The 23636-nt window shown below is 44.5% G+C and carries 15 protein-coding genes; 4 read left to right on the forward strand and 11 right to left on the reverse strand.

The genetic code is table 11. The annotated features are described in order from the left end of the window. From MHI01_RS04825 to MHI01_RS04840, 4 genes are all read right to left on the reverse strand, one after another. Positions 1-1749, reverse strand: coding sequence for a sensor histidine kinase (locus MHI01_RS04825; protein ID WP_340982647.1), 1749 nt, complete (start codon positions 1747-1749; stop codon positions 1-3). Between the two features lie 95 nt (positions 1750-1844). Continuing rightward, on the reverse strand, positions 1845-2735 hold the full coding sequence (locus tag MHI01_RS04830; protein ID WP_127545810.1) for a carbohydrate ABC transporter permease: 891 nt from the start codon (positions 2733-2735) through the stop codon (positions 1845-1847). Positions 2736-2750: 15 nt separating this feature from the next. Next, entirely contained in the window at positions 2751-3656 is a 906-nt protein-coding gene (locus MHI01_RS04835) for an ABC transporter permease (RefSeq protein ID WP_340982648.1), read from the reverse strand. Between the two features lie 148 nt (positions 3657-3804). Next, the gene (locus MHI01_RS04840) at positions 3805-7545 is read right to left on the reverse strand and encodes an alpha-L-arabinofuranosidase C-terminal domain-containing protein (protein WP_340982649.1); all 3741 of its coding nucleotides are present in this window, start codon (positions 7543-7545) and stop codon (positions 3805-3807) included. Between the two features lie 385 nt (positions 7546-7930). On the opposite strand from MHI01_RS04840, the gene MHI01_RS04845 reads away from it, so the two are divergent. After that, positions 7931-10348 carry a family 43 glycosylhydrolase gene (locus MHI01_RS04845; RefSeq protein ID WP_340982650.1) on the forward strand — a complete coding sequence of 806 codons (2418 nt, stop codon included), beginning with the start codon at positions 7931-7933 and terminating at the stop codon, positions 10346-10348. Positions 10349-10550: 202 nt separating this feature from the next. On the opposite strand, the gene MHI01_RS04850 is transcribed toward MHI01_RS04845, so the two are convergent. After that, positions 10551-11105 carry a helix-turn-helix domain-containing protein gene (locus MHI01_RS04850; protein ID WP_340982651.1) on the reverse strand — a complete coding sequence of 185 codons (555 nt, stop codon included), beginning with the start codon at positions 11103-11105 and terminating at the stop codon, positions 10551-10553. A gap of 130 nt (positions 11106-11235) precedes the next feature. Between MHI01_RS04850 and MHI01_RS04855 the strand changes: the two genes are divergently transcribed. Then, positions 11236-11817 carry a LysE family transporter gene (locus MHI01_RS04855; protein ID WP_127545800.1) on the forward strand — a complete coding sequence of 194 codons (582 nt, stop codon included), beginning with the start codon at positions 11236-11238 and terminating at the stop codon, positions 11815-11817. A gap of 53 nt (positions 11818-11870) precedes the next feature. Here the strand turns inward: MHI01_RS04855 and MHI01_RS04860 are convergent, their stop codons facing one another. After that, a complete protein-coding gene (locus MHI01_RS04860) occupies positions 11871-12848 on the reverse strand; it encodes an MBL fold metallo-hydrolase (protein ID WP_282321575.1) in 978 nt (325 codons plus the stop codon). A gap of 427 nt (positions 12849-13275) precedes the next feature. Here MHI01_RS04860 and MHI01_RS04865 point away from each other — a divergent pair, with 427 nt between their 5' ends. Beyond that, on the forward strand, positions 13276-14253 hold the full coding sequence (locus tag MHI01_RS04865) for an alpha/beta fold hydrolase (RefSeq protein ID WP_340982652.1): 978 nt from the start codon (positions 13276-13278) through the stop codon (positions 14251-14253). Positions 14254-14340: 87 nt separating this feature from the next. Here the strand turns inward: MHI01_RS04865 and MHI01_RS04870 are convergent, their stop codons facing one another. From MHI01_RS04870 to MHI01_RS04890, 5 genes are all read right to left on the reverse strand, one after another. Continuing rightward, positions 14341-14988 carry a hypothetical protein gene (locus tag MHI01_RS04870; RefSeq protein ID WP_340982653.1) on the reverse strand — a complete coding sequence of 216 codons (648 nt, stop codon included), beginning with the start codon at positions 14986-14988 and terminating at the stop codon, positions 14341-14343. 310 nt (positions 14989-15298) lie between these two features. Then, positions 15299-16780 carry a DHA2 family efflux MFS transporter permease subunit gene (locus tag MHI01_RS04875; protein WP_047844296.1) on the reverse strand — a complete coding sequence of 494 codons (1482 nt, stop codon included), beginning with the start codon at positions 16778-16780 and terminating at the stop codon, positions 15299-15301. A 68-nt stretch (positions 16781-16848) separates the two neighbouring features. After that, entirely contained in the window at positions 16849-17436 is a 588-nt protein-coding gene (locus tag MHI01_RS04880) for a TetR/AcrR family transcriptional regulator (protein ID WP_047842796.1), read from the reverse strand. 262 nt (positions 17437-17698) lie between these two features. Beyond that, complete coding sequence (locus tag MHI01_RS04885; protein ID WP_127545788.1) at positions 17699-20953, reverse strand: bifunctional cytochrome P450/NADPH--P450 reductase; 3255 nt, start codon at positions 20951-20953, stop codon at positions 17699-17701. 299 nt (positions 20954-21252) lie between these two features. Then, positions 21253-22173, reverse strand: a complete 921-nt coding sequence (locus MHI01_RS04890) for an NAD(P)/FAD-dependent oxidoreductase (RefSeq protein WP_340984828.1) — start codon at positions 22171-22173, stop codon at positions 21253-21255. A 464-nt stretch (positions 22174-22637) separates the two neighbouring features. Here MHI01_RS04890 and cyoE point away from each other — a divergent pair, with 464 nt between their 5' ends. Beyond that, on the forward strand, positions 22638-23567 hold the full coding sequence (gene cyoE, locus MHI01_RS04895) for a heme o synthase (protein ID WP_036608378.1): 930 nt from the start codon (positions 22638-22640) through the stop codon (positions 23565-23567). Positions 23568-23636: the final 69 nt, after the last annotated feature.

The following is a 23636-nucleotide window of genomic DNA, read 5'->3' on the forward strand; positions in this document are numbered from 1 at the left end:
CTACTCCCCTTTCCATGGAATCTTCACTATAATGCACAACCCACCGAGCTCACTTCGCTGCGCTGTAAGACCATAGGCAGCCCCGAATTTGATTCTTAATCGCTGATTCACATTCAAGAGCCCGGTTATCTCTTCGTTTCCATGTTTCCGCTCTATTTCCTCAAAGGCAGATTGCAGGTAATTCAATGTTTCGTCGGTTAACTGATCCCCATCATCCTCAATACAAATGGACAGTTTGTCCTGATCCTGTTGGTACGAAAGTTGTAAAATGCCTCCCTGGCTACGTTTGGCTAGTGCATGCTCAAACACATTTTCCACGATAGGCTGGATAATAACTCTGGGAATCGAAATCATTTTGTACCTCGCATCCAGATCCTCCAATTCCAATTGAATTCTTGAACCAAATCGGATTTTCTGAATGGATGCATAGACCAGCGCATGGTCAATTTCAGCCCCCAACGATACCTCTGTATGAGAATCCCGAGACATGTACCTGAAATATTGACCCAGATAGTCGGTGAATTCCTGAATGAGCTCCACATTTTCCACCTCAGCCATCTGCTTGATGCTGAACAGACTGTTGTATAAAAAGTGAGGTTGAATCTGGGATTGTAGATGTTTAAGTTCCGCTTCACTTGTTCGAATCCGTGCAACATAATTCTCATCGATCAAAATATGTAAGCGCTCTATCATATGGTTGAATCGAGAGTGCAAATAGCCGAATTCATCCCTTCTGGATGATGGAATATGTACACTTGTCTGGCCCTGCTCTGCCATCCTGAATCCTCGAATGAGTACCGCTAAGGGTTGGTGAATCGATCTGTAGATCGAAAACGAGAAGACAATAATGATCACAACCGACATGAAGGTGACCATCCATAACCATACGTTGTATTGTTCCAGCGGTGCCCTCAGCACATCTTGCGGTATAGTGGCTGTCAGCGTGAACGAGTGATCCTTATCATGTAATGAATAATAGAGATATGGATCGGATTGAAACTTCGTAACTTGCATGGACTCGGACGGTTCAGGCAATACGGATCGGATTGATTCCACCGGTGCAGACTGCTCGGATGAGGAAATCACCACATGTTGCTGTTCACCAAAACTCAGTGTAATCTCACTTTCGCCCGTTTCCGATAGCTGCTGCAAACGATGTTTCAGTTCTTCAGCAGACAAGCGTATCCCTAATATGAAATTGGGTGGTTCCTCATGGTTCATGTTATATGGATTACTTTTCAGAAAATAGAGATCGTTATTGGAATGTGATAATTCGCCATTTAGATTCCCCATCGTGGCGAGCAGATTCTGCCACTCGTTATCCTCTACGTCCCGAATCCCGTCCGCAGCACTGACCCGTTTGTGCAGAGCAGGAACATAGTACACCACATCACTAATGTAGGGACTTGTCACCATGATCTGACCCAGCTTATTGTGGATATTGTTCAGACTGGACGTGACTTCATACCTGCTCATAATCGCGGCTCGTGTACTTAGCGTGGACATGGTTTCATCAAATGAAAACTCGGTAACCAGCGCACTCATTCGTTCCAATTCGAATTGCAGATGATTATGGTAGAAGTACAATTTGGACTCATGTGCCTTCTCCACCTCCGTCTGCATTTGTTTGGAGCTAAGTTGCGTAATCATAATGCTTATCCCATACAAGGGTAGAATGACCAGTACAAAAGCAATCATCAGTTTGACAACAATGGATGACTCTCTCCATCTCCCCCGGATGATTCGCAATATTCCCCTCCTCCTCTCCTCACGCTCTCTCCTCAATAGCAAAAAAGGAGCCAGAAATCGGCTCCTTCCATCGATCGGTTTTCCTCCTACCGATCTTATCCCTTTACACTTCCAACGACAAGCCCATGAACGAAATACCGCTGCAGGAACGGATACACAAGCAGGATCGGAATAACGGACAAAAAGATCTGGGAAGCTTGAGTGGTTCTATCCGATACCTGACTTAAGAGCGTTGCATCCTCCAGCGTCATCATCTCGCTCTGAATCATCGTCACCTGCTGTAACATGGACTGAAGATATGTGGCCAGCGGATAACCTTCCGGACTCTTCATGTAGATCATGCCATCGAACCAGGCATTCCAGTGACCCACCATGGCGAACAACGTAATGGTCGCGATACTGGGAAGTGAAATAGGAAGGTAAATGCTGCATAGGGTTCGGAAATGTCCTGCCCCATCCATCCAGGAAGCTTCTTCAAGCTCCTTCGGCAGTCCTCGGAAGAAGTTAAGCATTAAAAGTACATTAAAGATCGGAACAGCGCCTGGCAAAATCAAAGCCCAGATGGAATCCAGCAGCCCCGCTTCCTTAACCACCAGATAACCCGGAATCAGTCCTCCACTGAATAACATGGTGAATACGAATATCCAGGCATAGAACGTTCTTGAACGGAATTTGGCAGCCTCTTTGGAGAGCGGATAAGCTACGAGAATGGTAAAGATCAGATTGGTCGTAACTCCCAGAACTACACGAAGAAGGCTTGTACCGAATGAGTTCAGGAATTGCTGATTTTCCAGAATGTATTGATAAGAAGACAATGTGAAATCCACAGGCCAGAATGTGACACTGCCCGCTTTGACCGCATCACTCGAACTAAATGAAATCGCTAATATATTCACAATCGGGAACAGGCACAACAAGGCAAGAATCGTCAGGATGACGTAGTTAAACCCTAGGAACCACCGATAGGCTCTTGAAGCATGGTGCATGACTCTGCCTCCTTTCTAGAATATCCGATAATTCGCGAACCGATAGGCCAAGAAATAACCAAGTCCGATAAAAATGAAAGACACGACGGATTTGATTAGACCCAACGCTGTCGATACGGAATACTGTGCATCCTGCAATCCGATCCGGTAGATCATCGTATCCAGGATATCTCCTGATTCATATACCAATGGGTTATAGAGGTTGAACACTTGGTCAAAGCCACCATTAAGTACGTTTCCCAGACTAAGCGTTACCATCAAAATCACGATCGGGCGAATGCCTGGCAGTGTAATATGCCATGTCTGTTTCCATCTTCCTGCACCATCCATAACAGAGGCCTCATACAGAGATTTATCAATATTCGTGAGGGCAGCCAGATAGATAATGGTCCCAAATCCAAATTCTTTCCATTGGTCTGTGATGACAAGTATGTAAGGGAACCACTCGTTACTGGCCAGGAATTGAATTGGGTCAATCCCTACGGCTTTCAGCAACATATTAACGATACCGGTGCTTGGAGATAACACATCCACGATGATTCCCGCCAGAATAACCCATGAGAAAAAATGAGGCATATAGATCACGGTCTGGATCGTTCGTTTAAATCCTGTCTTGCGAACCTCATTGAGCAATAAGGCCACAAGTACGGGAATTACCAAGCCGGACACAATTTTCATCGTTGATATAAATACCGTATTCCATACAACCTGCGAGAACCCCGGTAGATCGAACAGGTACCTGAAATTGTCCAAACCCACCCAATTCATATTTTTGAATCCGGCAATGGGAGAGAAATTCTGAAAGGCAATAGAGAGCCCCGCCATCGGAATGTAACCGAATAGAATAATAATGAGCAGGCCAGGCAGAATCATGAGATGAAGCGGAACGTTTCGGATAAATTGTTTGTAGTTGGAACGCATAAGCTGACTCCTCCTTCAACATTTATTATAGGAGCAGCCAGATCACGGCAATAGTGTGGGCTATTTACTTTGGGTATCTTTTGTTGACTCTCACCCCTGGAACGCCAAAAAACCGCGATAAACGCGGTCTCTTGTTCACGATATGAATTTAATTCAGAATATCCATCACCAATACATTCACTGAATGAGCTGTTAAGTTAACGACCACCGATGTATCCGACAGTGTAATCTCCTGTTCTTGGGGAACCACTTTCTCATCATTCTTCTGATTCACATTCGGAATATGCACCAAATGATCCTCTCCAGTAAGTGTGATCAGTCTGGCTGAAGCATCCACCTTCAGATCCTGAAGGCAAATCCGGGTTGATTTATCCACACCATCTGCATTCACCAGTTTCACATACACATGCCCTGTGTCCTTCGTAACAGAGTGGAATACTTCCCGGTTGTAAGCTTCCAGCTTGTAATCCAGAACCTTGCTGGTATTACGTCCGTCTGTATAGGAGCAAACCAGATTCTTTCCTGTATCTCCACCATAGTTAACCGTGATTGTATAATGGGTTCCATTCTCGAGTGGTTCATAGTTGGCCGCTCTCAGGTTACCTGCTGCCGAACTGGATGAATAATCTCCCAAGGTGTATCCTTCGATCCCTTGTTTGTACACCTTCAATCCTGTGGCATTTCCCCCGTAACTGATCGCGTACTCAATGACATCCTTGTTCTCAGGCGAGATATCCGTCAGTCCCACACCGATGTAAAAACCATCCTCACCTGAAATTCTTTCAGCCTCAACGTGAACTTTGTAGTTGGTCCATTCGTCATTCAGCAGGTACAATCCATTCAATCCACTTGATTGTGCCTTCAAAATGAGCCCTTTCCCTGGGGTTAATGTATATCCTTCCGATCCAGGAATCTGTCTCCATACCTCACTAGGCTCTGTACGTTCCCTGAAATCTTCATCAAACATCAAACTGCCATCCACATTGGACGTCACTGTAACTCGTTTCACCACGATGTCTGCATGACCTGTTGCAATCTCGATACCTCCACGAGGAATGAGATTCAACGGTTTGCCTTTGCTATAGGTGGAGAATGAAGTCTCAAGCACCTGATCCCCTACATATTTTGCAAAAAGCTGCTGTACATAATAATTCGGTGTATACCATACTTTTTCATCATCAAACCAGATGCAGTCTGGCGTCCAGCGGTAAGTACCATCCGTCAATACCTTGTTGAACAATGGCGCATAGGCAGCCAAACGAACAACATCCGCGTTATTTTCAAATCCAGTCATGATCGCAGCTTCTGCGACCGCACCTGCCAGCGTGTTTTTGTCCGTGGAAGCATATTCTCCAACAAATACTTTGGATGTTTCTTTCCAATCGATACTTCCATCTTCAAGATAAGCCCGGTCATAGTAGTTGTATCGATCCGCGTTATTCAGCAAATATTCATTGGAGCGGTAGTAGTGCTCATCCGCAATGGTGTCCATATAATTGTCCTGGTTTTCATACCAGGTTACCGTCTCCTCAATCACCTCTGTGCCATCTGCAAAAGCAACCTGAGCTGATCCGGTGAGGTTTCCGCTGAGGAATTTCCATCCTTCCTGGTACGCATCATCATCCGCCTGAGCACCAACCGTCGAGATAATGTGCAACTCATGATCAGGATAGTTCCGTTTCATGTAGTCATCTATTGAACGTTTGAATACTTCAAAGTTGGCAAAAAATTCAGTGCCCCAGTTCTCATTGCCTACGCCCAGATAACGAAGATCAAACGGTTCAGGATGGCCCATCTGGCTTCGTACAGCCGCCCATTCGTTGTGTTCAAAGTCTGTACTGAGCGCAAAGTCAATCAGATCTGTAAAGTTGCGGATATAATAATCCCTTAAAGCGCCACCCGCAGGGTGAGCATAGTCCGAGCGCGCCTGACACAACACACCGCAAGCCATGACTGGAACCGGAGCGGCATTGAGATCTTCCGCCAGTTGGAAGTACTCCATATAACCGAGGCCCATCGTCATCATGTAACCCCAGACATTATAATTTTCTTTGCGGAGCTCAACCGGACCCACAGAATCCTTCCAGTCATATACGTTATCCCAGATAAAAGATCCCTCCGAGATACATCCTCCCGGAAAACGCAGGAACTTCGGATGCAGATCTGCGAGTGCCTGGATTAGATCTTTTCTCAATCGATAGTTCGGGTTACCTGTGTAGTTAGCATGTGCCGTAGCCGATATTCCCTCTTCTGTCGGATCAGCTCCCCATACATTCTGAGGGACTAGGGACACCATATCGATGGAGATGTCACCTGCAAACGTAAGTGCCAGTTGACCAAGTACAGTCTCCGTTCCGATCAGAGACAAACCGTATTTCTTCCATGTGTTCCCACCTTCAACATGCAGCGTTACCGAATCACTGATGGAAGTGTCACTTCCATCCTGCAATTGAACAGTGATCGTTCCTGCCGATTCTGCTTTTGCCCATACGGTAAAGTCATATGATTCACCCTGCTTGATGGACATGGCACAATGCTGGTTGGAGTCTGAGAATCCACGATTCCGAATCGTAGCCCCATCCTGAACCGTTACATAATAAGCATTTACTTCAGGGTCTTCCACGTTAAAATGAACGTTTAGTCCATCCGTATGCTGTACGCGCATTTTCTCGGTGTCGCCTGACCAGGCAAACAAAGGTTCACGATTTCGACCTGTCGAACAACCACATTCTCCAGAGTCATGCGAGTACGTATCAAATGCAAAAGACTCAAATGATCGATTCTGAACAAGCTCTGCATAGATTCCGCCATCTGCCGCGTTGTTAATATCCTCGTAGAAAAGTCCATACATGACTTCACTGATATCCGCCACCTTCTGATCTCCATGGATAGTGACCGTGTAAGGCGGGAGATGCGCTGGCACAACAGACACGTCAAAGCTTTGGCTCAGCTTACGATCACCTCTGTTCAGAAGCGCACGGAGCGTAACCTCTTGTGCTGATGTGATCATCTGAACTTCCCCGCTCTCGGACAAGACTTCCGGCTTACTGGAGCTCCATTCAACAGACACTTTACCACCCAGCAAGTCTGCAGGTAATGATACATCCTTGGTGATGATTCGGTTGGGGAAGGACAAGTACTTGTCCGCCGCAAGCTTCACAATCGCTTCATCTGTCAGTGACTCACACATCACTTCAATGACTTCATCCATGGTGAGTGCTGCCCCATAGATCCGAAAGTCGGATAACGAACCTGCAAAATCCACATCCGCTGCATACTGGGAACGTCCAATATAATTCTGGCTATAATTCTCAGGATCAGTGAACGTATCAAACCATTCGCGCAATTTGGCATAATTGCCGCTGGACGTCTGACTGATTGAACCGTCTGCGGCCTTCTCCCCATTCACATACACAATTGGACCCGCACTGCTCAACGTTCCCCCTTGGCTGCCTGCCACGGTGAGTGCAATATGCAACCATTCTCCACTTGCAACTCCTCCACTTGGGTGGACAACCAGATTATCGCCGGCATATAACGTTCCCAAGAGCTGACGTGTCAGAAACAAATACGGCCCCTTCTCCCCTTTGCCAAAGTCAAAAATGCGTTCCCACACATTAGACCCCTTGCCCAGAAACACCCAAGTGGCAATCGTGATTCCCGTGTTATCGCTTACATCACGAAGCAGATTCGAGGGTAATTGCAGATAAGAAGTTCCATTCGCTCCCCCGTTGAAAGTCACCGCCGTTCTGCCTTTCAATTCGGATATCACAGGCGGGATCTCGCCTTTGGTTATACCATCATGGCCCTTACCGGAGCTGTCCTTCCCGATCTGAACGGTATCTTCAAACGTGTATTGTGCAATTAATTGATTTTGATATGTGCTCATGTTCTTACCTCCTATGTAGTTGGGAATTGTCGGTTCACGCTTTTGATTCGCATTAATATAAAATGATTGATAAATAGTTAAATACATTTCTTAAACGTAATAATATCGCATCATCGATCCCCATTTCAATCCTAAATTTGAGAAAGACAACTGGTTTATTTGAATGTAATGACCTTTATCGGCTCTTCCCATCTCTTATTTATTTTTCATTTTACTCTTATAAACATTACATTTATGGTTTACAAACATATAAATCAATTGATAATATAACAAATGAAAGCGCTTGATATAATGAAATACTTAAAGGAGGTCTGCCGAACCTTTTATCGTGTGCTGCCAAGTATCGGTTGATTTTTCATTCCGGGAAATAGGAAAGGGGAAACGTATGAAACGTTATTGGGTTCGCGTACTTAACATTTCTGTACTAAGCACCACTTTACTTACTGCAACAACTTTGGCACCGGTATCGGTGTTCGCAAATGGTTCAGGGGCAACCGTGGGTAACTCGCAGAGTTCCACCACACCTATCGCTAATCCTGCTCCAACATTTAAAAATGTTTCCGTTCATGACCCTTCTGTCATTAAGGTGGATGATACGTTTTATATTTTTGGTTCACATCTGCAAGTGGCTAAGTCCAAAGACTTTCTGAACTGGGATCTGGTCGCCTCCGGCGTTACAGATAACAACCCTGTTGTCCCCAATGTAACCAAGGAATTCGCTGAAGCGCTGGAATGGGCGCAGACGGATACGTTATGGGCAGCAGATGTCATTCAATTGGCGGACGGCAAATTTTATATGTACTACAATGCTTGTAAAGGGGACTCTCCGCGATCAGCGCTCGGCATTGCTGTCGCAGACAATATCGAAGGCCCTTATAAGGATCAAGGCATTCTGTTGAAATCCGGCATGTGGGATCAGATTAGTGAGGATGGTACCATTTACGATGCAACGATTCATCCCAATGTGGTCGATCCGGATGTCTTTTATGATAAAAACGGCAAGTTATGGATGGTGTATGGCTCGTATTCCGGAGGGATTTTCATTCTGGAGATGAATGCAACGACAGGTAAACCACTGCCGAATCAAGGTTATGGCAAAAAGCTGACCGGAGGCAATCATAGTCGTATTGAAGCACCTTATATGCTCTACAGTCCCGAAACCGATTATTATTATCTGTACCTGTCTTACGGTGGACTAGGTGCTGATGGAGGATACAACATTCGTGTTGCTCGCTCCCAAACACCGGATGGACCTTTCCTCGATGCGGAAGGAAACGATATGATCAACGTTAAAGCGGACAAGGATAAACCGTTGTTTGATGATCGTTCTATTGAGCCTTTTGGAGTCAAATTAATGGGGAACTTCCTGTTCGAGAGACAGATCGGTGATCCGGGCACAGGCATAGGTAGCGGTTACGTATCGCCAGGGCATAACTCTGCTTATGTTGATCCGGAGACTGGAAAACAATTTCTCATCTTCCATACTCGCTTTCCTGGGCGTGGCGAAGAGCATGAAGTTCGCGTGCATGAGATGCAGATGAATGCAGATGGTTGGCCCGTTGTTTCTCCATATCGCTATGCGGCTTTGGGAGAGGATACAACGCAACTGACAACTCAGGATATCGCTGGTCAGTACCAATGGGTGAATCATGGTAAGGACATCACGGCGGACATCAAGCCATCCCAGACGGTTCAGTTCACGGCAGATGGGCAGATTCATGGTGCCGTGACAGGAACATGGAGTCTTGGCGCAGACAACAAGGTTCAGATCACATCGAATAACGTTGTGTACAAAGGCGTTTTCACACATGAATGGAATTCAGAATCTCAAAGTACGGTTCTGACCTTTAGCGCCCTCTCCTCCTCCGGGATTGCCATCTGGGGAAGTCAAAGTGTTGAACGGAGTGATCAGGACATTGTAGATGCGGTAAAGAAGGATCTGAGCATTAGCAGTACGGATCATGTGTTCTTCAACCTATCTCTGCCTACCAAGGGAACAAGTGATGCAGAGATTACGTGGAAAAGCTCCAATGCTTCGGTTCTATCCACTACAGGTGTAGTACAGCGACCTCGCGCCGGTAAGGGCGATGCCAAAGTGAAATTAACCGCAACGATTCGTAAAGGAACTGCGGTAAGCTCCAAAACGTTTAACGTTATCATTCCACAGCAAGCGGTAAGCCCATTGCTCGGTGAGTATACTTTTGAACACAAGAAAATTGGCAAAGTCGCACAGGATTACAGCAAAAACGAATATCACGGACAAGCCTTTAACGTGGTCAGTTCTGCTGCTAGTGGCAAAAATCAGGCTGCTACATTCAATGGGACAGACAGTTACATTCAGTTACCTGGACTCATTACAGATACAACGGATTTCACGTTTAGCGCCTGGGTCAATTGGGATGGCGGCGGGTCCTGGCAGCGTATTTTCGACTTTGGAAATGGTTTAACGAGGCATATGTTCCTCACGCCCTCCCAGCATAATGGAGCATTACAATTCACCATTCATAATGAGGGACGGGATCAGAGCCTGATTGCAGCAAATCCACTGCCTTCCAAAGAGTGGGTTCATGTCGCTGTAACCCTTCAGGGTGATGTGGGTACTCTGTATGTGAATGGTACATCGGTTGCAAGCAGCTCTGAGATGACTTTTAACCCGAAAGATCTGCAGGTAACGGAAGCTTATGTAGGCAAGAGTCGTTATGCGTCTGATCCGTTCTACAAAGGCAGCTTGGATAATGTAAAAGTATATGATAAAGCTTTAACAGCCAAGGAAATACAGCGTCAGGCTAAAGAAAAGCCATAAGTTAGAGTCCCCTTCGCTAGAGGTTGGGGGCTCCATAGTGCACACATCAATAAAGCAGCCAATGTTTTGAACTGAACCCTTTGTGAGACACGACTAACGAGGGAGTTGCAGTTCATTACATCAGGTTGCTTTATTGTCATTCCTTTCATGTATGCATTTATTCGTTCATCGTTCGTTACATTCACAGATGGATCTTTGCATCTCACTTCGAATAATGAATGACCATGTTGAATTTGTTCGTCTTAGCACCGGAGTTAACGTAGGCGTGAGGCTTGTCCGCTCCAAAACGGATCGACTCCCCTGAACTCACCGTATAATCTTCCGCCCCTACTCTAATCGTAACTTCACCTTCAAAGACCGTAATAAACTCTTCCGTACCTTCGATATGCGGTTCAGCTTTCAACTCAGACTTGGGGTCCATCTCCATCATGTACATTTCAAAGCGGCGTCCTTCTTCAAAAGGAAAATGCGGATATATTCGAACCCTGCCCTCATCTTCCATCAACACTTGAATATCATCGCCCGTTACAACGGTCGTATCTGACTTCGGCTCGTGAATCAAAGCAGTAAAGGAGGTTTTCAGGCCATTAGCAATCTTCCATACGGTTGCAATGGATGGATTGGATTCACCACGTTCAATCTGACCAAGCATGGTCTTGCTAATACCAGACATTTCGGCGACCTTGTCCAGACTGAGTTTTCTTTGTTCCCTAAGCTGTTTCAGGTTCTGAGCAAGAATACTATTAATGTTTTTCAAAAATCCATCCTCCTCATTTCATAATTTTGTTGTGCTATATAACGCACATATTGTACAATAATAAAGACCGTACGCTATAACGTACATTTCAGGTCATTATATCACACAACTAAGAAGACGTGGAGGAACCATGAACATTATACCTTTAGTGACCTATGCCATCATTGCTTCATTTACACCCGGACCCAACAACATCATTTCCATGACGCATGCCAGAAATCAGGGGTTCCTCAAGACCCTTCCTTTTATTAGTGGAGTTGCAACCGGCTGCCTGCTTATTATGTTTCTGTCCAGTTATTTCAACCTTATTCTTCATCAATATATTCCCAGGATCGCACCCTTATTGAACGTGTTAGGGTGTGTGTATATGCTCTATCTGGCTCTCAAAATCATGCGAAGTAAACCTGCAGATTCGCAAGAAAACAAGGTCAATCATTATTCATTTCTATTTGGGTTCACCCTGCAATTCATCAATCCCAAAGTCATTCTGTATGGGCTTACTGCCATATCCGTTTTTGTTCTGCCTCTTGGGCAGTCCCATGTTCATTTAATTGTATTTTCCTTGCTGCTCACCTTCATCGGTATTAGTGCCAATATGACCTGGGCGTTCGGTGGCATGTTATTCCAGAGCTTTTTATTAAGATACGAGCGTCCTGTTAATATCGTCATGGGTATGTTGTTAATTTACAGTGCACTATCAATACTGATGTAAAATGCAATAGAAAAAGCGTCCACTCATTCAATGAGCTGAACGCTTTTATTTTTTTATCCTAATTCCGGTCTCCACCATGGATGTGTAGGATAATCCTCCGTATGAAGCACAACCTTCTCGCCGATTTTGGGAGTTGCAATCTTAACATTCAAAGCATGTGCAGCCTTCGTAATCCGTTCGACTGGTTCATTCCAGGCATGATAGGCAAGCGTAAATGCGGCCCAATGAATCGGAATAAGCAACTTACCCCCTACATCCAAGTGTGCTTGCACTGTTTCTTCCGGCATCATGTGAATGTTGGACCAACGCTCGTCATATTGCCCACACTCCATCAAGGTCAGGTCAAATGGACCATATTTACTGCCAATTTCCTTGAAATGAGGACCGTATCCGCTGTCCCCACTAAAGAACACCTTCGTATGTTGTCCAGCGATAACCCACGAACACCATAAAGTAGAATTACGGTCGAATAATCCTCTGCCAGAGAAATGTCTTGCTGGCGTGCAAGCGAATGTTAAACCTTTGAAGGATAACTCATCCCACCAGTTATGTTCGGTAATCTGTTCCGAAGGCACACCCAGTTGAATCAGACGACGACGTACCCCAAGCGGTACGATAAATCGCTTTGTTTTATCCTTCAATCTGCGAATGGAGTCATAATCCAGATGATCATAATGGTCATGCGATATAATGATTGCATCCAGCGTTGGGAAATCCTCCGGTTGAATCGGTAGATTGGTGCTGTAACGTTTGGTACCCACCCAGGATACGGGAGATGGACGATTGCCCAGCATCGGATCAAAGAGCAGTCTGTGCCCTTCAATTTCGAGTAAAAAAGCCGAATGTCCGAACCATGTAACCTGTGGATTATCGGATGCACTGAAGGTTTCAGCAGGTTCACATATCTCCATAGGCATCGTGCCAGTTGGCCTCCGCTCTACATTGCCACGCATGGAATCTCTCAATATACTGATCAAAGACTTGAAGTTCATGCCTGCTGATGTTGGAAGCTGATTTTCGTATTTTGTCATTATACATACCTTCTGTTCTATATAATCAATCTATGGTTCAACATTTGATTAAGATATATTCAACTATATCAGTTGAACTACACATTAACACTAGAACGTAGAGGACAGAAATAACCTGAAGAAGCGGAGCGTTCGCCTTTATCACCAGATTTTCACCTTTATAAAAGTGAATCAAAAAAATCTGGGGATAACAGCGATCGGAAGGTTATTCTGTCATCGGAGTGAGCAGTGTAAATATTCTTTAGTTCAACTTATATCGTAGCTATATATTAATTCATTGGCCGTTGATATACAATTTTCACTAGAACACGCCCATTCCCCATGATCGGAAATAAACTCAATTAAGATAGAATTAAGACTCTGTTTTCTCTCCTATAAGATTGGGCATATATGATAGAGAAAATACATGGAGAGTATGTGAGAGAACATGAAGAAATGGCGCAAAAGATTAGTTAAGTTTTTGATATTTGACCTGGCGATAGTTCTGTTGCTTCTGGGTACTGGCGTGATCTACCAACAAGTGGGTCTAAGGCAGGATGCCAAAACACTCGACCCCCCTGGTAAGCTGTACGAAGTCCATGGAGACAATATGCATCTATATACTGGTGGAGAAGGCGATGTAACGGTAGTACTCGCCTCCGGCTGGGGGACCGCTAATCCCTATGTAGATTATTATCCATTATATGAAAAGCTTGCTCCCAACACAAAATTCGCTGTATATGACCGATTTGGCTATGGATATAGTGATCAGACCGATAAGAAACGTGATGTCGATACCGTAGCTGAAGAATTACACGAGTTGTTGCAGGTATCTGGACAGAAGCCACCTTATGTATTGGTTGGACATTCGCTCGGCTCGCTGGAAACCATCCGTTTCGCACAAAAATACCCGGATCTCGTCAAGGGTATCGTTATGATTGATGGCGGAAGCCCCGAATATTATTCGAATGACGATGACTCTTTGGCAGACACAATTGGTGGTTTTGCGAATAAATTCCGTATCCAAACCGGACTATTCCGCCTCTCCATGCAATCTGATATGGTTGTCGAAACTTCTAATGCCAATCGTAATGAACTGAAACTTGAACCCGATGATCTGAAAAAATTGGATACAACTGCGCTGTTGCACAACTATGGTAATGTGAACACGTTGGATGAATTACGTGAGATAGCTGCCAATGCCAAAGTGGTTGTAAATCACAAGCAAACCTTACCGTTTCCACTCACCATACTGACGGCTGATTACCTTGGTGCAAGTGAACCCGAATGGGATAAATCCCAAGTAGAGTTCAAATCCTGGTCAGATGATTCTAAACAGGTAACCATTAAAGATACCGATCATTACATCCATCAATATCGCCCTGATATCGTTGCGGATGAGATATTGGCCCTGGTGAAGAAGTAACGTACAACCTGCTAAAGTAAGGCTATGTTATATCATAAAAGAAACCCCAAAGATTCTCTAATATCTTTGGGGTTTCTTTTATGTGATTTATTGTGCTATCGCCAGTCTTGGCCGTTGGGACCTGAAATCGCTGAAAGCTTGTTCGATCTCTAATGAAGTCAACTGGTGACGATAAAAGTACTGTTTCATCGCCTCCATTTCGGTACAATCGCCATTGTAGATGTTATCAATTCTTCGAATGACCTGGTTATATAAGTTCTCACGTCTGGAGTTTACAGGCTCACACAACCAAAAGTTCATTCTCTTCACATCACCTGTCTTGGTCCAGAGTAAATTCTCATATCGGATGACATCCCAGTCCCAATATCCAGCATGAATCTGCTGAAGTTCCGTCGTAAACATATCGTATATCAAGTTGGGAGGAATGTGTCCATAGGTTACACGGTACTCTTTCAGTTTGTATGCTTCAATCCACTCTGTCAGGGTGTACTCCCCTGGTGAATACGCATACAATTTAGGTGCATAAGAATTACTCTGCAATGCCCTAAGTGCCTCACTTTCCATCTCCCCATCCAATCTTGCCCGTGAAGCATATACCTTGAGACAATAGTCTTGCAATCTATATACAACCGAGCTATTACTAATAAGCGATGCCTGTAGAGTGAGATGGCCGTTTTTTTCGTAGTGCAACAGCATCTGTTCAATGTTATTACCAATGGGATTGATGATGATCATAATGAAGTCTCCTTGATTAAAAATAAAATATAAACCGTTTTCGAATTGGTTAAAAATTGTACTATTACATTCTATATTACCCTTTTATATTAGTATGAACATATACAATTTTGCCGGAACATGAAGTATTTGCTCTGAAATTCATTCTTTAAACCGCTGTATTCCGGCTACATTTTTACTCTAAAGGCTGTAACCCGTTTCACGTCAACACCAAAAAAGATAGAATAAATACGCAAAAAAGCGATGCGTCCCTAAAGTTAAGGATACATCGCTCTTATACAATATCTAATTATTATTGTTAGTTAATGGATTAATGCATAGGACCTTGTTGTCCTGGCGTTGATCCTACTTTGACCCGTTTCACGAAGAGTGAAGTAATCAGACCGATAATCGACAGAACTAATGCGAATACAAACGCATTCTGTACACCTGACGTGAAACCTGCCAGTTGATTTTCTGGACTTTCCGGGTTCGCCACTCCGCTCAAAAAGCGGGATTGTCCTGCGCTCAGTATACTTACCGCAACAGCCGTACCGATCGCTCCGGATACCTGTTGCAACGTATTCATGATGGCAGTACCGTGAGGATAATACTCACGTGGCAATTGGTTCAGACCATTCGTCTGTGCAGGCATCATAATCATCGAGATTCCGACCATCATGAACACATGCAGCGTAATAATTTTGGCCAGTGTTGTTGTAGGTGTAATTCCAGTGTACATGAAGAGTACAACCGTTACGACAGCCAGACCAATAATCACAAGCCACTTCGGACCAAACTTGTCAAACAGTCGGCCCATGACCGGAGACAGTAAACCATTCAGCAGACTACCCGGCAATAGAACCAGTCCGGCAGTTAACGCTGTAACGGCCATACCTTGTTGCAGATACATTGGCAGGATCAGCATGGATGACAGCATCATCATCATACAGATGAATATCAGGATCAAGCCAATCGTAAACATCGGATATTTGAACGCTCGCAAATCCATCATTGGCTGTTTCATTCTCAACTGACGGATACTGAATAACAGCAAGGACAACACACCAATAACGAGAGTGGCAACAACGACCGGACTCGTCCAGCCTCCGCCAGTTTCTCCATGTCCCCCTGCACTACTGAAGCCGTATACGATACCACCAAAACCAAGGGTAGAAAGGATAATGGACAGTACGTCAATTTTGGGCTTGGTCAATTTCGAAATATTTGGCAAGAACAACAAGCCGCATACCAGTGAGATAATGAAGAACGGCAAGGAGATCCAGAAAATCCAATGCCAGCTCAGATTAGCCAGAATCAGACCGGAGATACTCGGACCACTTGCTGGTGCAAACATGATAACCAAACCAATCAATCCCATGGCAGCACCACGTTTTTCAATCGGGAAAATAACCAATATGGTGTTAAACATCAGTGGCAACAAGAGCGCTGTACCTATCGCCTGCAGTACCCGTGCCACTAACAGAATTTCGAAGCTAGGTGCAAGTGCAGCAACAAATGTTCCTGCAATCGAGAAAATCAAAGATGTTGTAAACAACTGTCTTGTGGTAAACCACTGCAACAGCATACCGGATACCGGTACCAGGATTCCCAACACAAGCAAGTAACCTGTAGTTAACCATTGAATCGTTGTAGGACCTACTTCCAGTAGAGCCATAAGTGGCGTCAATGCCACGTTTAATGCCGTTTCTCCAAACAGACCAATAAAGCCGCTCAGCAGCATTGCGAACAAAATCGGAAATACCTTGTATTGCTTTGTTTCTTGTTGATTCTGTGCAGAATCAGCCTTCATGGAAACCTCCACGATCCCATCCTCCTCAAACGTATCAAACTTTCTTTTTCTCTGTCTCTTGGTATAAATTATTGAATCTGTTTGGCGTTCTTCGTCACAACCGACAAATACTCAGCAGCCGTCAGCAGAGGCTGTTTATCCTGATTCGTCAGGCTGATAATCAGTGCTCCCTCCATCAAAGAAATGATCAGAAGTGCCGTCTCCCGCGCCTTCTCTTCACCAACGCCATCCAGAATCAGATGTTTCTTAATGACATCCTGCCAATCTGCAAATACACCCTGACATGCAATACGCAACTGCTGACTAATACACGATGTCTCCACAGCTGCCCAGAAGCTGAATGGCAGAAATCCGGTAAACCCGGCTGCTTCTGTTTCATGAGCCAAATCATGAATAAATCTCTGAATGGCATCCCCCGTATTGTCGTGGGCTGCAAATGTTTTCTCAAATGTCTGCAAGATATGTTCATTGGCTTTTTGAATACACTCGTGCGCGAGCTCTTCCTTGCCTTGCGGGAAATAATGATACAACGACCCTTTCGGCGTACTACTCTCTTTGATGATCTGATTCAGACCGGTCGCATGATATCCTTGTGAAAAAAACAGTCTCGCTGCTGTGCTGACAATAGACTCTCTAGCATTAGACTTTTCACTCAACGAAAGCCACTTCCTTCAAATAATTATAACAATCGGTCTATATAATTAAACTCGTTCAGATAAGGACTGTCAATCATTTTTATTTCAAATTTTAATGTAAACGCTAACAGTTCAGGAGTGAGAAAATGAACCGAGCGACGGCTCATGGTCAGATCATGATAACAGCCGCTAATTTGGAGACAAAGCTCCAGATTAAGCGGCTGTTTGTTAGCTTGAGTATATTAAGGACTGTATATTAGTAGATATTGGAGTCATCTCCGTCTTAATGTACCTCCTCATGCACAGTTTTAGGAGTTTCACCTGTTCGTTTATTACCTGCCCACACGTCTTGCACGTAGCGTCCTTCGGCCTGAAGCTGAATGAGCCAGTCCTTCGCTTGCTGCACCGTTGCTCCCTGCACCTTCTGATACGCTTGTTGCAAAGTCTCTTCTACCGCAGGGGCCATCTGGCTTCCATCCCCGCATACGTAGAGTTTTCCTTTGCTCATCAGCATGTGAATCAACTGTTCGGAATTCTCCTTCATCAGATGCTGTACATACGTTTTGGGCTTGCCATCCGCACGAGAAAAAGCAGTGTGTAGTTTAACGATCCCTTCTCGCTCGTATTGTTCAAGCTCTTGACGATATATGAAATCTGAATCATTCCTGCAACCAAAGAACAAATGCGCATCACTCAGTGGCAAACCTCTCTGTTTCATGACCGCTCTCGCCTGAAGGAAACCTCTGAACGGCGCAACACCCGTCCCCGGTCCCACCATGATCATGGGTACGTCAGCCTCTTTCGGCAAACAAAATTCGGATTCCGGCGTACGTACAAACATCAGAATACGTTCTCCGGATGGACAACCGGCAAGGTACGATGAAGCAACTCCCAGATATTCGCCCTTACCACTCCATGCAGGTTCTCTTACTACCGATACGGTTATACTCGCTTGCTCGAAATTCAGGCTTGGCGAGCTGGATATTGAATAATATCTGGGCTTAAGCGGAGGCAATAGTTCAAGGAACCTTTCGAATGGCAGCTCACACGCCTCATACTTTTCTAGCAGGTCCAACATGGTGATACGATTGGCAAGAATATCATCCCTGTAGCTGTTTTCGTCCAACATACCTTCCAGTTCACGCTTATGAGGTGGACATACCGTATGATTAGCTAACTCCTGCAACTGTGTTCTGGAGACTGGTGTCTGCAATTCCACACAATAAGCGAGCAACTCATGAATCTTGACGGGTCTGTTCAGTGGTAGGTGTGTAAGATGGCTGACGTCCGAAGTTAATTGGATCGGAGTATCCCCACGTAGTCCGAACCGACTGAGTATCCGATCCACATTCTGCTTCTGATTACTAGGCAACACGCCGAGATGGTCACCTTCTCTATAACTCATGCCTTCAGGCAATAACACTTCGATGTGACGTGTGCTTCTTCCACTTCCCAGCGCCTGAAGCTCTTTATTAACTACAACCGTGGCATAGCTGGCATCATAAGTTCGTGCAAGTGGCCTATCCGTTTTCTCGCGGACAAACTCCATTTGAAGTCTGCTGGCGCTTGGCTTGGAGGATTTGATTGCTTCCTCGCTAATCCCCAAGACACTCAACACCTGTGGCCACAACATCTGCTGCCACGCCTCGACTTGTTTCTCCATATCACCTCCAGCATCGGCTTCTCCACGGGATAACAGTCTTTTACCTCCCAATTCTTCAAGCCTCTCATCTATTAATCGAGGAATGCTCTGGTACGTCCCGGACCAACTCCGATCTCCACAGCCCAGAACGGTATAATTTACATCCCTTGCTTCCTCTGACTCTGCTCCCTTTAACCATTCTACAAATGCCGTAGCATTTTGCGGAGGTTTTCCGTTATACGAAGCAGTGACGATGAGAACGACACCTTGGCGGGGAATGCGGCCAACCCACTCATTCAGAGGGGCTGCTTCACTTGGGATTCCATAAGAATGGCCTTTCTCCGCAAGCTCTCGGGCAATGCCTTCTGCCGTTCCCAGATTGGAACCATATAACACCAGGAGCGATGGGTTACCGTCTGCTTCAACGGACAACATTTCTCTCGTCTGGCTATCACTTGCTACATTTTTATGAACAACAGGAGCAGGTTTCTCTTTCGCAGATACCGTCGACTTATTCCTTGTTTGCGAAGCCACGCGGGCTTTCACCTGAATCCGGAAGTCTCCCGGCTTCAATGTCAGCGTCTGTTTAACATCCAACTCATAGTTGCTATAATCGATCAGTTCAAAATGTTTAAGGACCATGCCAAGCACAAGTGTTGCTTCATATAAAGCAAACTGCATCCCGATACACGCTCTCTCCCCATTACCAAAAGGTTTATACGCATGATGAGGCACTTTCGCCGTATCTTCAAATCGCTCTGGACGGAAAAGCTCTGCATCCTCTCCCCATGCCTCTCTGTCACGGTGTAGCTGGGGCAGGAGAATACTGCAACTTTCGCCTTTCTTCAAGGGGTATTTGCCACCTATGACGGTGTCTTCTTTCGCATATACGTCAAATCCCGGAGCGGTTGGCCAGAGACGTAACGATTCACTGAGAATCATGCGAATGTATGGAAGCTGAAGAATTTCCTCGTACTGCGGTGAGTCACTGACCAATATCTGATCCACCTCGTCATACGCCTTTTGAAGCGATTCCGGATTTTTCAGTAGAAAGTAAAGAGCAAAAGATAATAGACCACTCGTGGTTTCATGTCCGGCAATGAGAAACGTAATAATCTGATAACGGATGTTCTCATCATCCAACATTTCGCCAGTCTCCGGATCTTTGCCATTCAACATACGTGCGAGCAAGTCGACCTCTTCGGGTGCTGAACTCGCTTTACGTTCCTCTATAATCTGATCTACCAGAGAGAACATCGTCTGAATATCCGCTTGGAACTGTCGTTTGGTTTTCACCATAAGCAGATTCTGAATTTTCAAACGTGAGCTCTTTTGCATAGCTTCATTTAATGCCCGAACCATGCTTTCAATAAAAGGACTGTGATCCTGTCTGTAAAAACTGTTAAATCGATAATTGAATCCACATAGTCCAATGGTATCCAACGTAAGGCGTGTCATATCGTCCGCAACATCAATCGTATCGTTGGAATTGAGGCGTGCCCATTTGTTGATCAACTGTTCGGCAATATCAACCATCATCGGATGATAACCTTTCATGGCCTGTTTGCTGAAGGTGGGAAGCAGAATGTTGTGGGCCTTTTTCCAATTGGGCTCCGATGTTCTGCTTGTAAATAAACCATCGCCTCCAAAGGCACGTACATTTTCGAGTTCATTGTATACATATTTGTCAAACCGGGACACATCGCACAACTCAGCGACAAGATCTGGTCCAGATACGATTAAACCGGAATAACCGGGAACGGTAAGTCGATATATCGGTCCATGCTGTTCAGCCAGAACGCCTAGCGACAGCGTGGGTTTATCTTTATCAATTAAGGGCAGATTGCCAAGTGGCCCATACATTTTGGGCTGTGGAATGTAAGTTGCATCACTCATGATGATCACCTCTTATCTCTACGCCGTGGAGCAAGGTATTCGTTAGCCATATGATGGCTGCTCTGCTTTCATTCATAAGTGATCTCTCCTTTGAAGATTATATAAATGATAGTAATATGTATCGTTTGATAATACAATAAACCATAATTGATTTAATATCAAATTTTCTTCCGGCTGAATTACTTTTAATTGAACCGTTCAACGTTTAAATTGAATAACAACAAATAGAGGAATGCATATGCAATCCCCTACTGTATGAACCAATGACGTTATGATTCTATGACGCTTTTTAATGTATTCTAATGATGTCTTGACTCATCCCACTTCTCGAAATTCAATTCATTATTAATGCTTACCGCAGACAATGCCCCCAGAGACGCAGCCGTGATTGCCTGATATATCTCGGATGCTGCATCACCAGCACTGTATACACCCGCTACAGATGTTTTGCCTGAAGCATCAACTATAACCGTTCCTGATTCTGTAATTTCACAACCGATGGCCTTTGGCAGTTCTGATCCGGTAAACAGTTTCGGTTGGAAGAAAACTCCTGTGCAAGGAATCGCTGTACCGTCATTTAGTACAACTTGCTGTACCATCCCTTCTTCAGAATTAATGGATTGAATCGGTGCATCGAATACAGTAACATGATGCTGCTTCAGCTCTTCACGGTGCTCATCGGTTAAGGAATCTGATCCATTCGTACAGATCGTATAACGTTCTGTCCAGCCGGATATGACTTTTGCCATATGTAATGCGTTAACTCCACTAACGATGATGACCAGCGCTTGGTCTCTTAACTCCCATCCATCACAATATGGACACACAAACGCACTTTTACCGTAAACTTCTGTTAATCCGTTAATATCCAAGGGAAGGTCTTTCTTGCCTACCGCAAACAAAATCTTTTTCGTGCGATAACTTGCCCCCTGAGTAGTCTTAACTACAAAATCACCATCGCTACCTGTTATCGCAGTTGCCGTATCGGATGCAAATTGAACTGAGGGATACGCTGCAATCTGATCTTTGGCAGCTTTCCGGAATTCACGTGGACTTGCCCCATCTCTTGTCACAAACCCATGAGTCTCCCTTGTAACCCAGTTACGCGGTGTCTCATCATCAATGACCACAACGTTCTTGCGGGCCCTGCCAAGTACTAGAGCTGCATTAAGCCCCGCTGGTCCTCCACCAATAATAAGTACATCCAAGAGTTGATTCATATTACTCATACTATACACCCTTTCCAGACATTTAATATCTCTAATTAAGTTTTAAAAATAACCTCCGCTTTCTCTTAAGAAAGTAATATCGGAGATTTACAAGAACACATTTTAAAAAAGACTATTAAAGATATCTTATATCTACAATAAACAAAACCTAACCATTTTGCAACATATATCTTTAACTACGTTCTTCAATCCAATCTGTGTGAGTTGAATAAAAGATTATTTACACTTACACTACAATGACAAGAACAAACTTTATATCACTGTTATACCCGGATTTTTCGATTCTCTCCTGTAACACAGAAATAATTATTTAACAATTAAAAACAACCTTGTTTTTAAATTGTTCACAATCAAATGACATTATTTTAAATACTAAAACGTTAATTAAATCACATAGTGTATTGAATGGTATAATAGCGACATAATATATAAGTATAGATATAGGAAGTGAGTTCTTGAAAACATTGAACAATGGTTCACAGACCAATATCAGCCTGGAGTATAGCTCGATTCCGAAAGTATTCTTCGATACGATCAAAATCGGAATCATCAAGTCCAACCTGATCGCCATGTTTGCGGGTTTAAGTTTGGCTTTATATGTATTTGATGCTTCAATCTTAGCTAATATTGTACCAATCATCCTTTCCTTTATTGGATCTTCTCTCATTATTGGAGCTGCAGGGGTGTTTAACAACTTGTATGATCGTGATATTGATGCGATCATGGAACGTACGAAGAAACGTCCTACCGTTACGGGACGCGTAGATACCAAGTCGGGTCTAATTCTCGGTATTGCAATCACCATCATCGGGGGCATCATGTTGTACATCGCTTCCCCATCCGCTGCTGTATTTGGTATTTTGGGTCTGTTGCTTTACGTGTTCCCTTACACGATGTGGACCAAACGTACAACGATCTACAACACGGAAGTGGGAAGTCTTTCGGGTGCTGTGCCTCCACTCATCGGTTGGGCAGCCATTTCACCGGAACTGGGTCATTTTGAGATCTGGGCATTGGTCGTTACGATGCTCTTATGGCAAATGCCTCACTTCTACGGGATTGCGATTCGTCGTTTTGACGAATACAAAGCTGCTGGTGTTCCCATGCTACCCGTTGTTAAAGGCATCAGACGGACATACATTCAGACAAATGTGTATCTGGTACTGTTACTGATCTCCAGCTTTTTATTCTGGCCGATGAGTCCGTTTGTCGCTATTGTGGCATTTCTGGTTAGCTTGGCTTGGCTCATTCTCAGTGTGGCTACCTTTGACAAGAAAGAAACAGAGAAATGGTCCAAACGGATGTTTATCTTCTCCATTAACCATATCACTATTATCTTCCTGGTCATCATTGCGTATTCCTTGATTGCTCAGATGATGAGATAAAAATATTCCATCTTTCCACTCGTTATAACGATAAAAAGCCTTACAGACTGTCCTCTTTCAAGGAGCGTC

Origin of the sequence: Paenibacillus sp. FSL M7-0656 (assembly GCF_038003225.1) — a bacterium.
Lineage (GTDB): Bacteria > Bacillota > Bacilli > Paenibacillales > Paenibacillaceae > Paenibacillus > Paenibacillus amylolyticus.

Bases quoted from the DNA above. Each gene is read 5' to 3' on its own strand.
- MHI01_RS04890 (WP_340984828.1), bottom strand. From the start codon at position 22,173: ATGAATCAACTCTTGGATGTACTTATTATTGGTGGAGGACCAGCGGGG.
- MHI01_RS04865 (WP_340982652.1), top strand. From the start codon at position 13,276: ATGAAGAAATGGCGCAAAAGATTAGTTAAGTTTTTGATATTTGACCTG.
- MHI01_RS04855 (WP_127545800.1), top strand. From the start codon at position 11,236: ATGAACATTATACCTTTAGTGACCTATGCCATCATTGCTTCATTTACA.
- MHI01_RS04830 (WP_127545810.1), bottom strand. From the start codon at position 2,735: ATGCACCATGCTTCAAGAGCCTATCGGTGGTTCCTAGGGTTTAACTAC.
- MHI01_RS04835 (WP_340982648.1), bottom strand. From the start codon at position 3,656: ATGCGTTCCAACTACAAACAATTTATCCGAAACGTTCCGCTTCATCTC.
- MHI01_RS04870 (WP_340982653.1), bottom strand. From the start codon at position 14,988: ATGATCATCATCAATCCCATTGGTAATAACATTGAACAGATGCTGTTG.
- MHI01_RS04845 (WP_340982650.1), top strand. From the start codon at position 7,931: ATGAAACGTTATTGGGTTCGCGTACTTAACATTTCTGTACTAAGCACC.
- MHI01_RS04840 (WP_340982649.1), bottom strand. From the start codon at position 7,545: ATGAGCACATATCAAAATCAATTAATTGCACAATACACGTTTGAAGAT.
- MHI01_RS04885 (WP_127545788.1), bottom strand. From the start codon at position 20,953: ATGAGTGATGCAACTTACATTCCACAGCCCAAAATGTATGGGCCACTT.
- MHI01_RS04875 (WP_047844296.1), bottom strand. From the start codon at position 16,780: ATGAAGGCTGATTCTGCACAGAATCAACAAGAAACAAAGCAATACAAG.
- MHI01_RS04860 (WP_282321575.1), bottom strand. From the start codon at position 12,848: ATGACAAAATACGAAAATCAGCTTCCAACATCAGCAGGCATGAACTTC.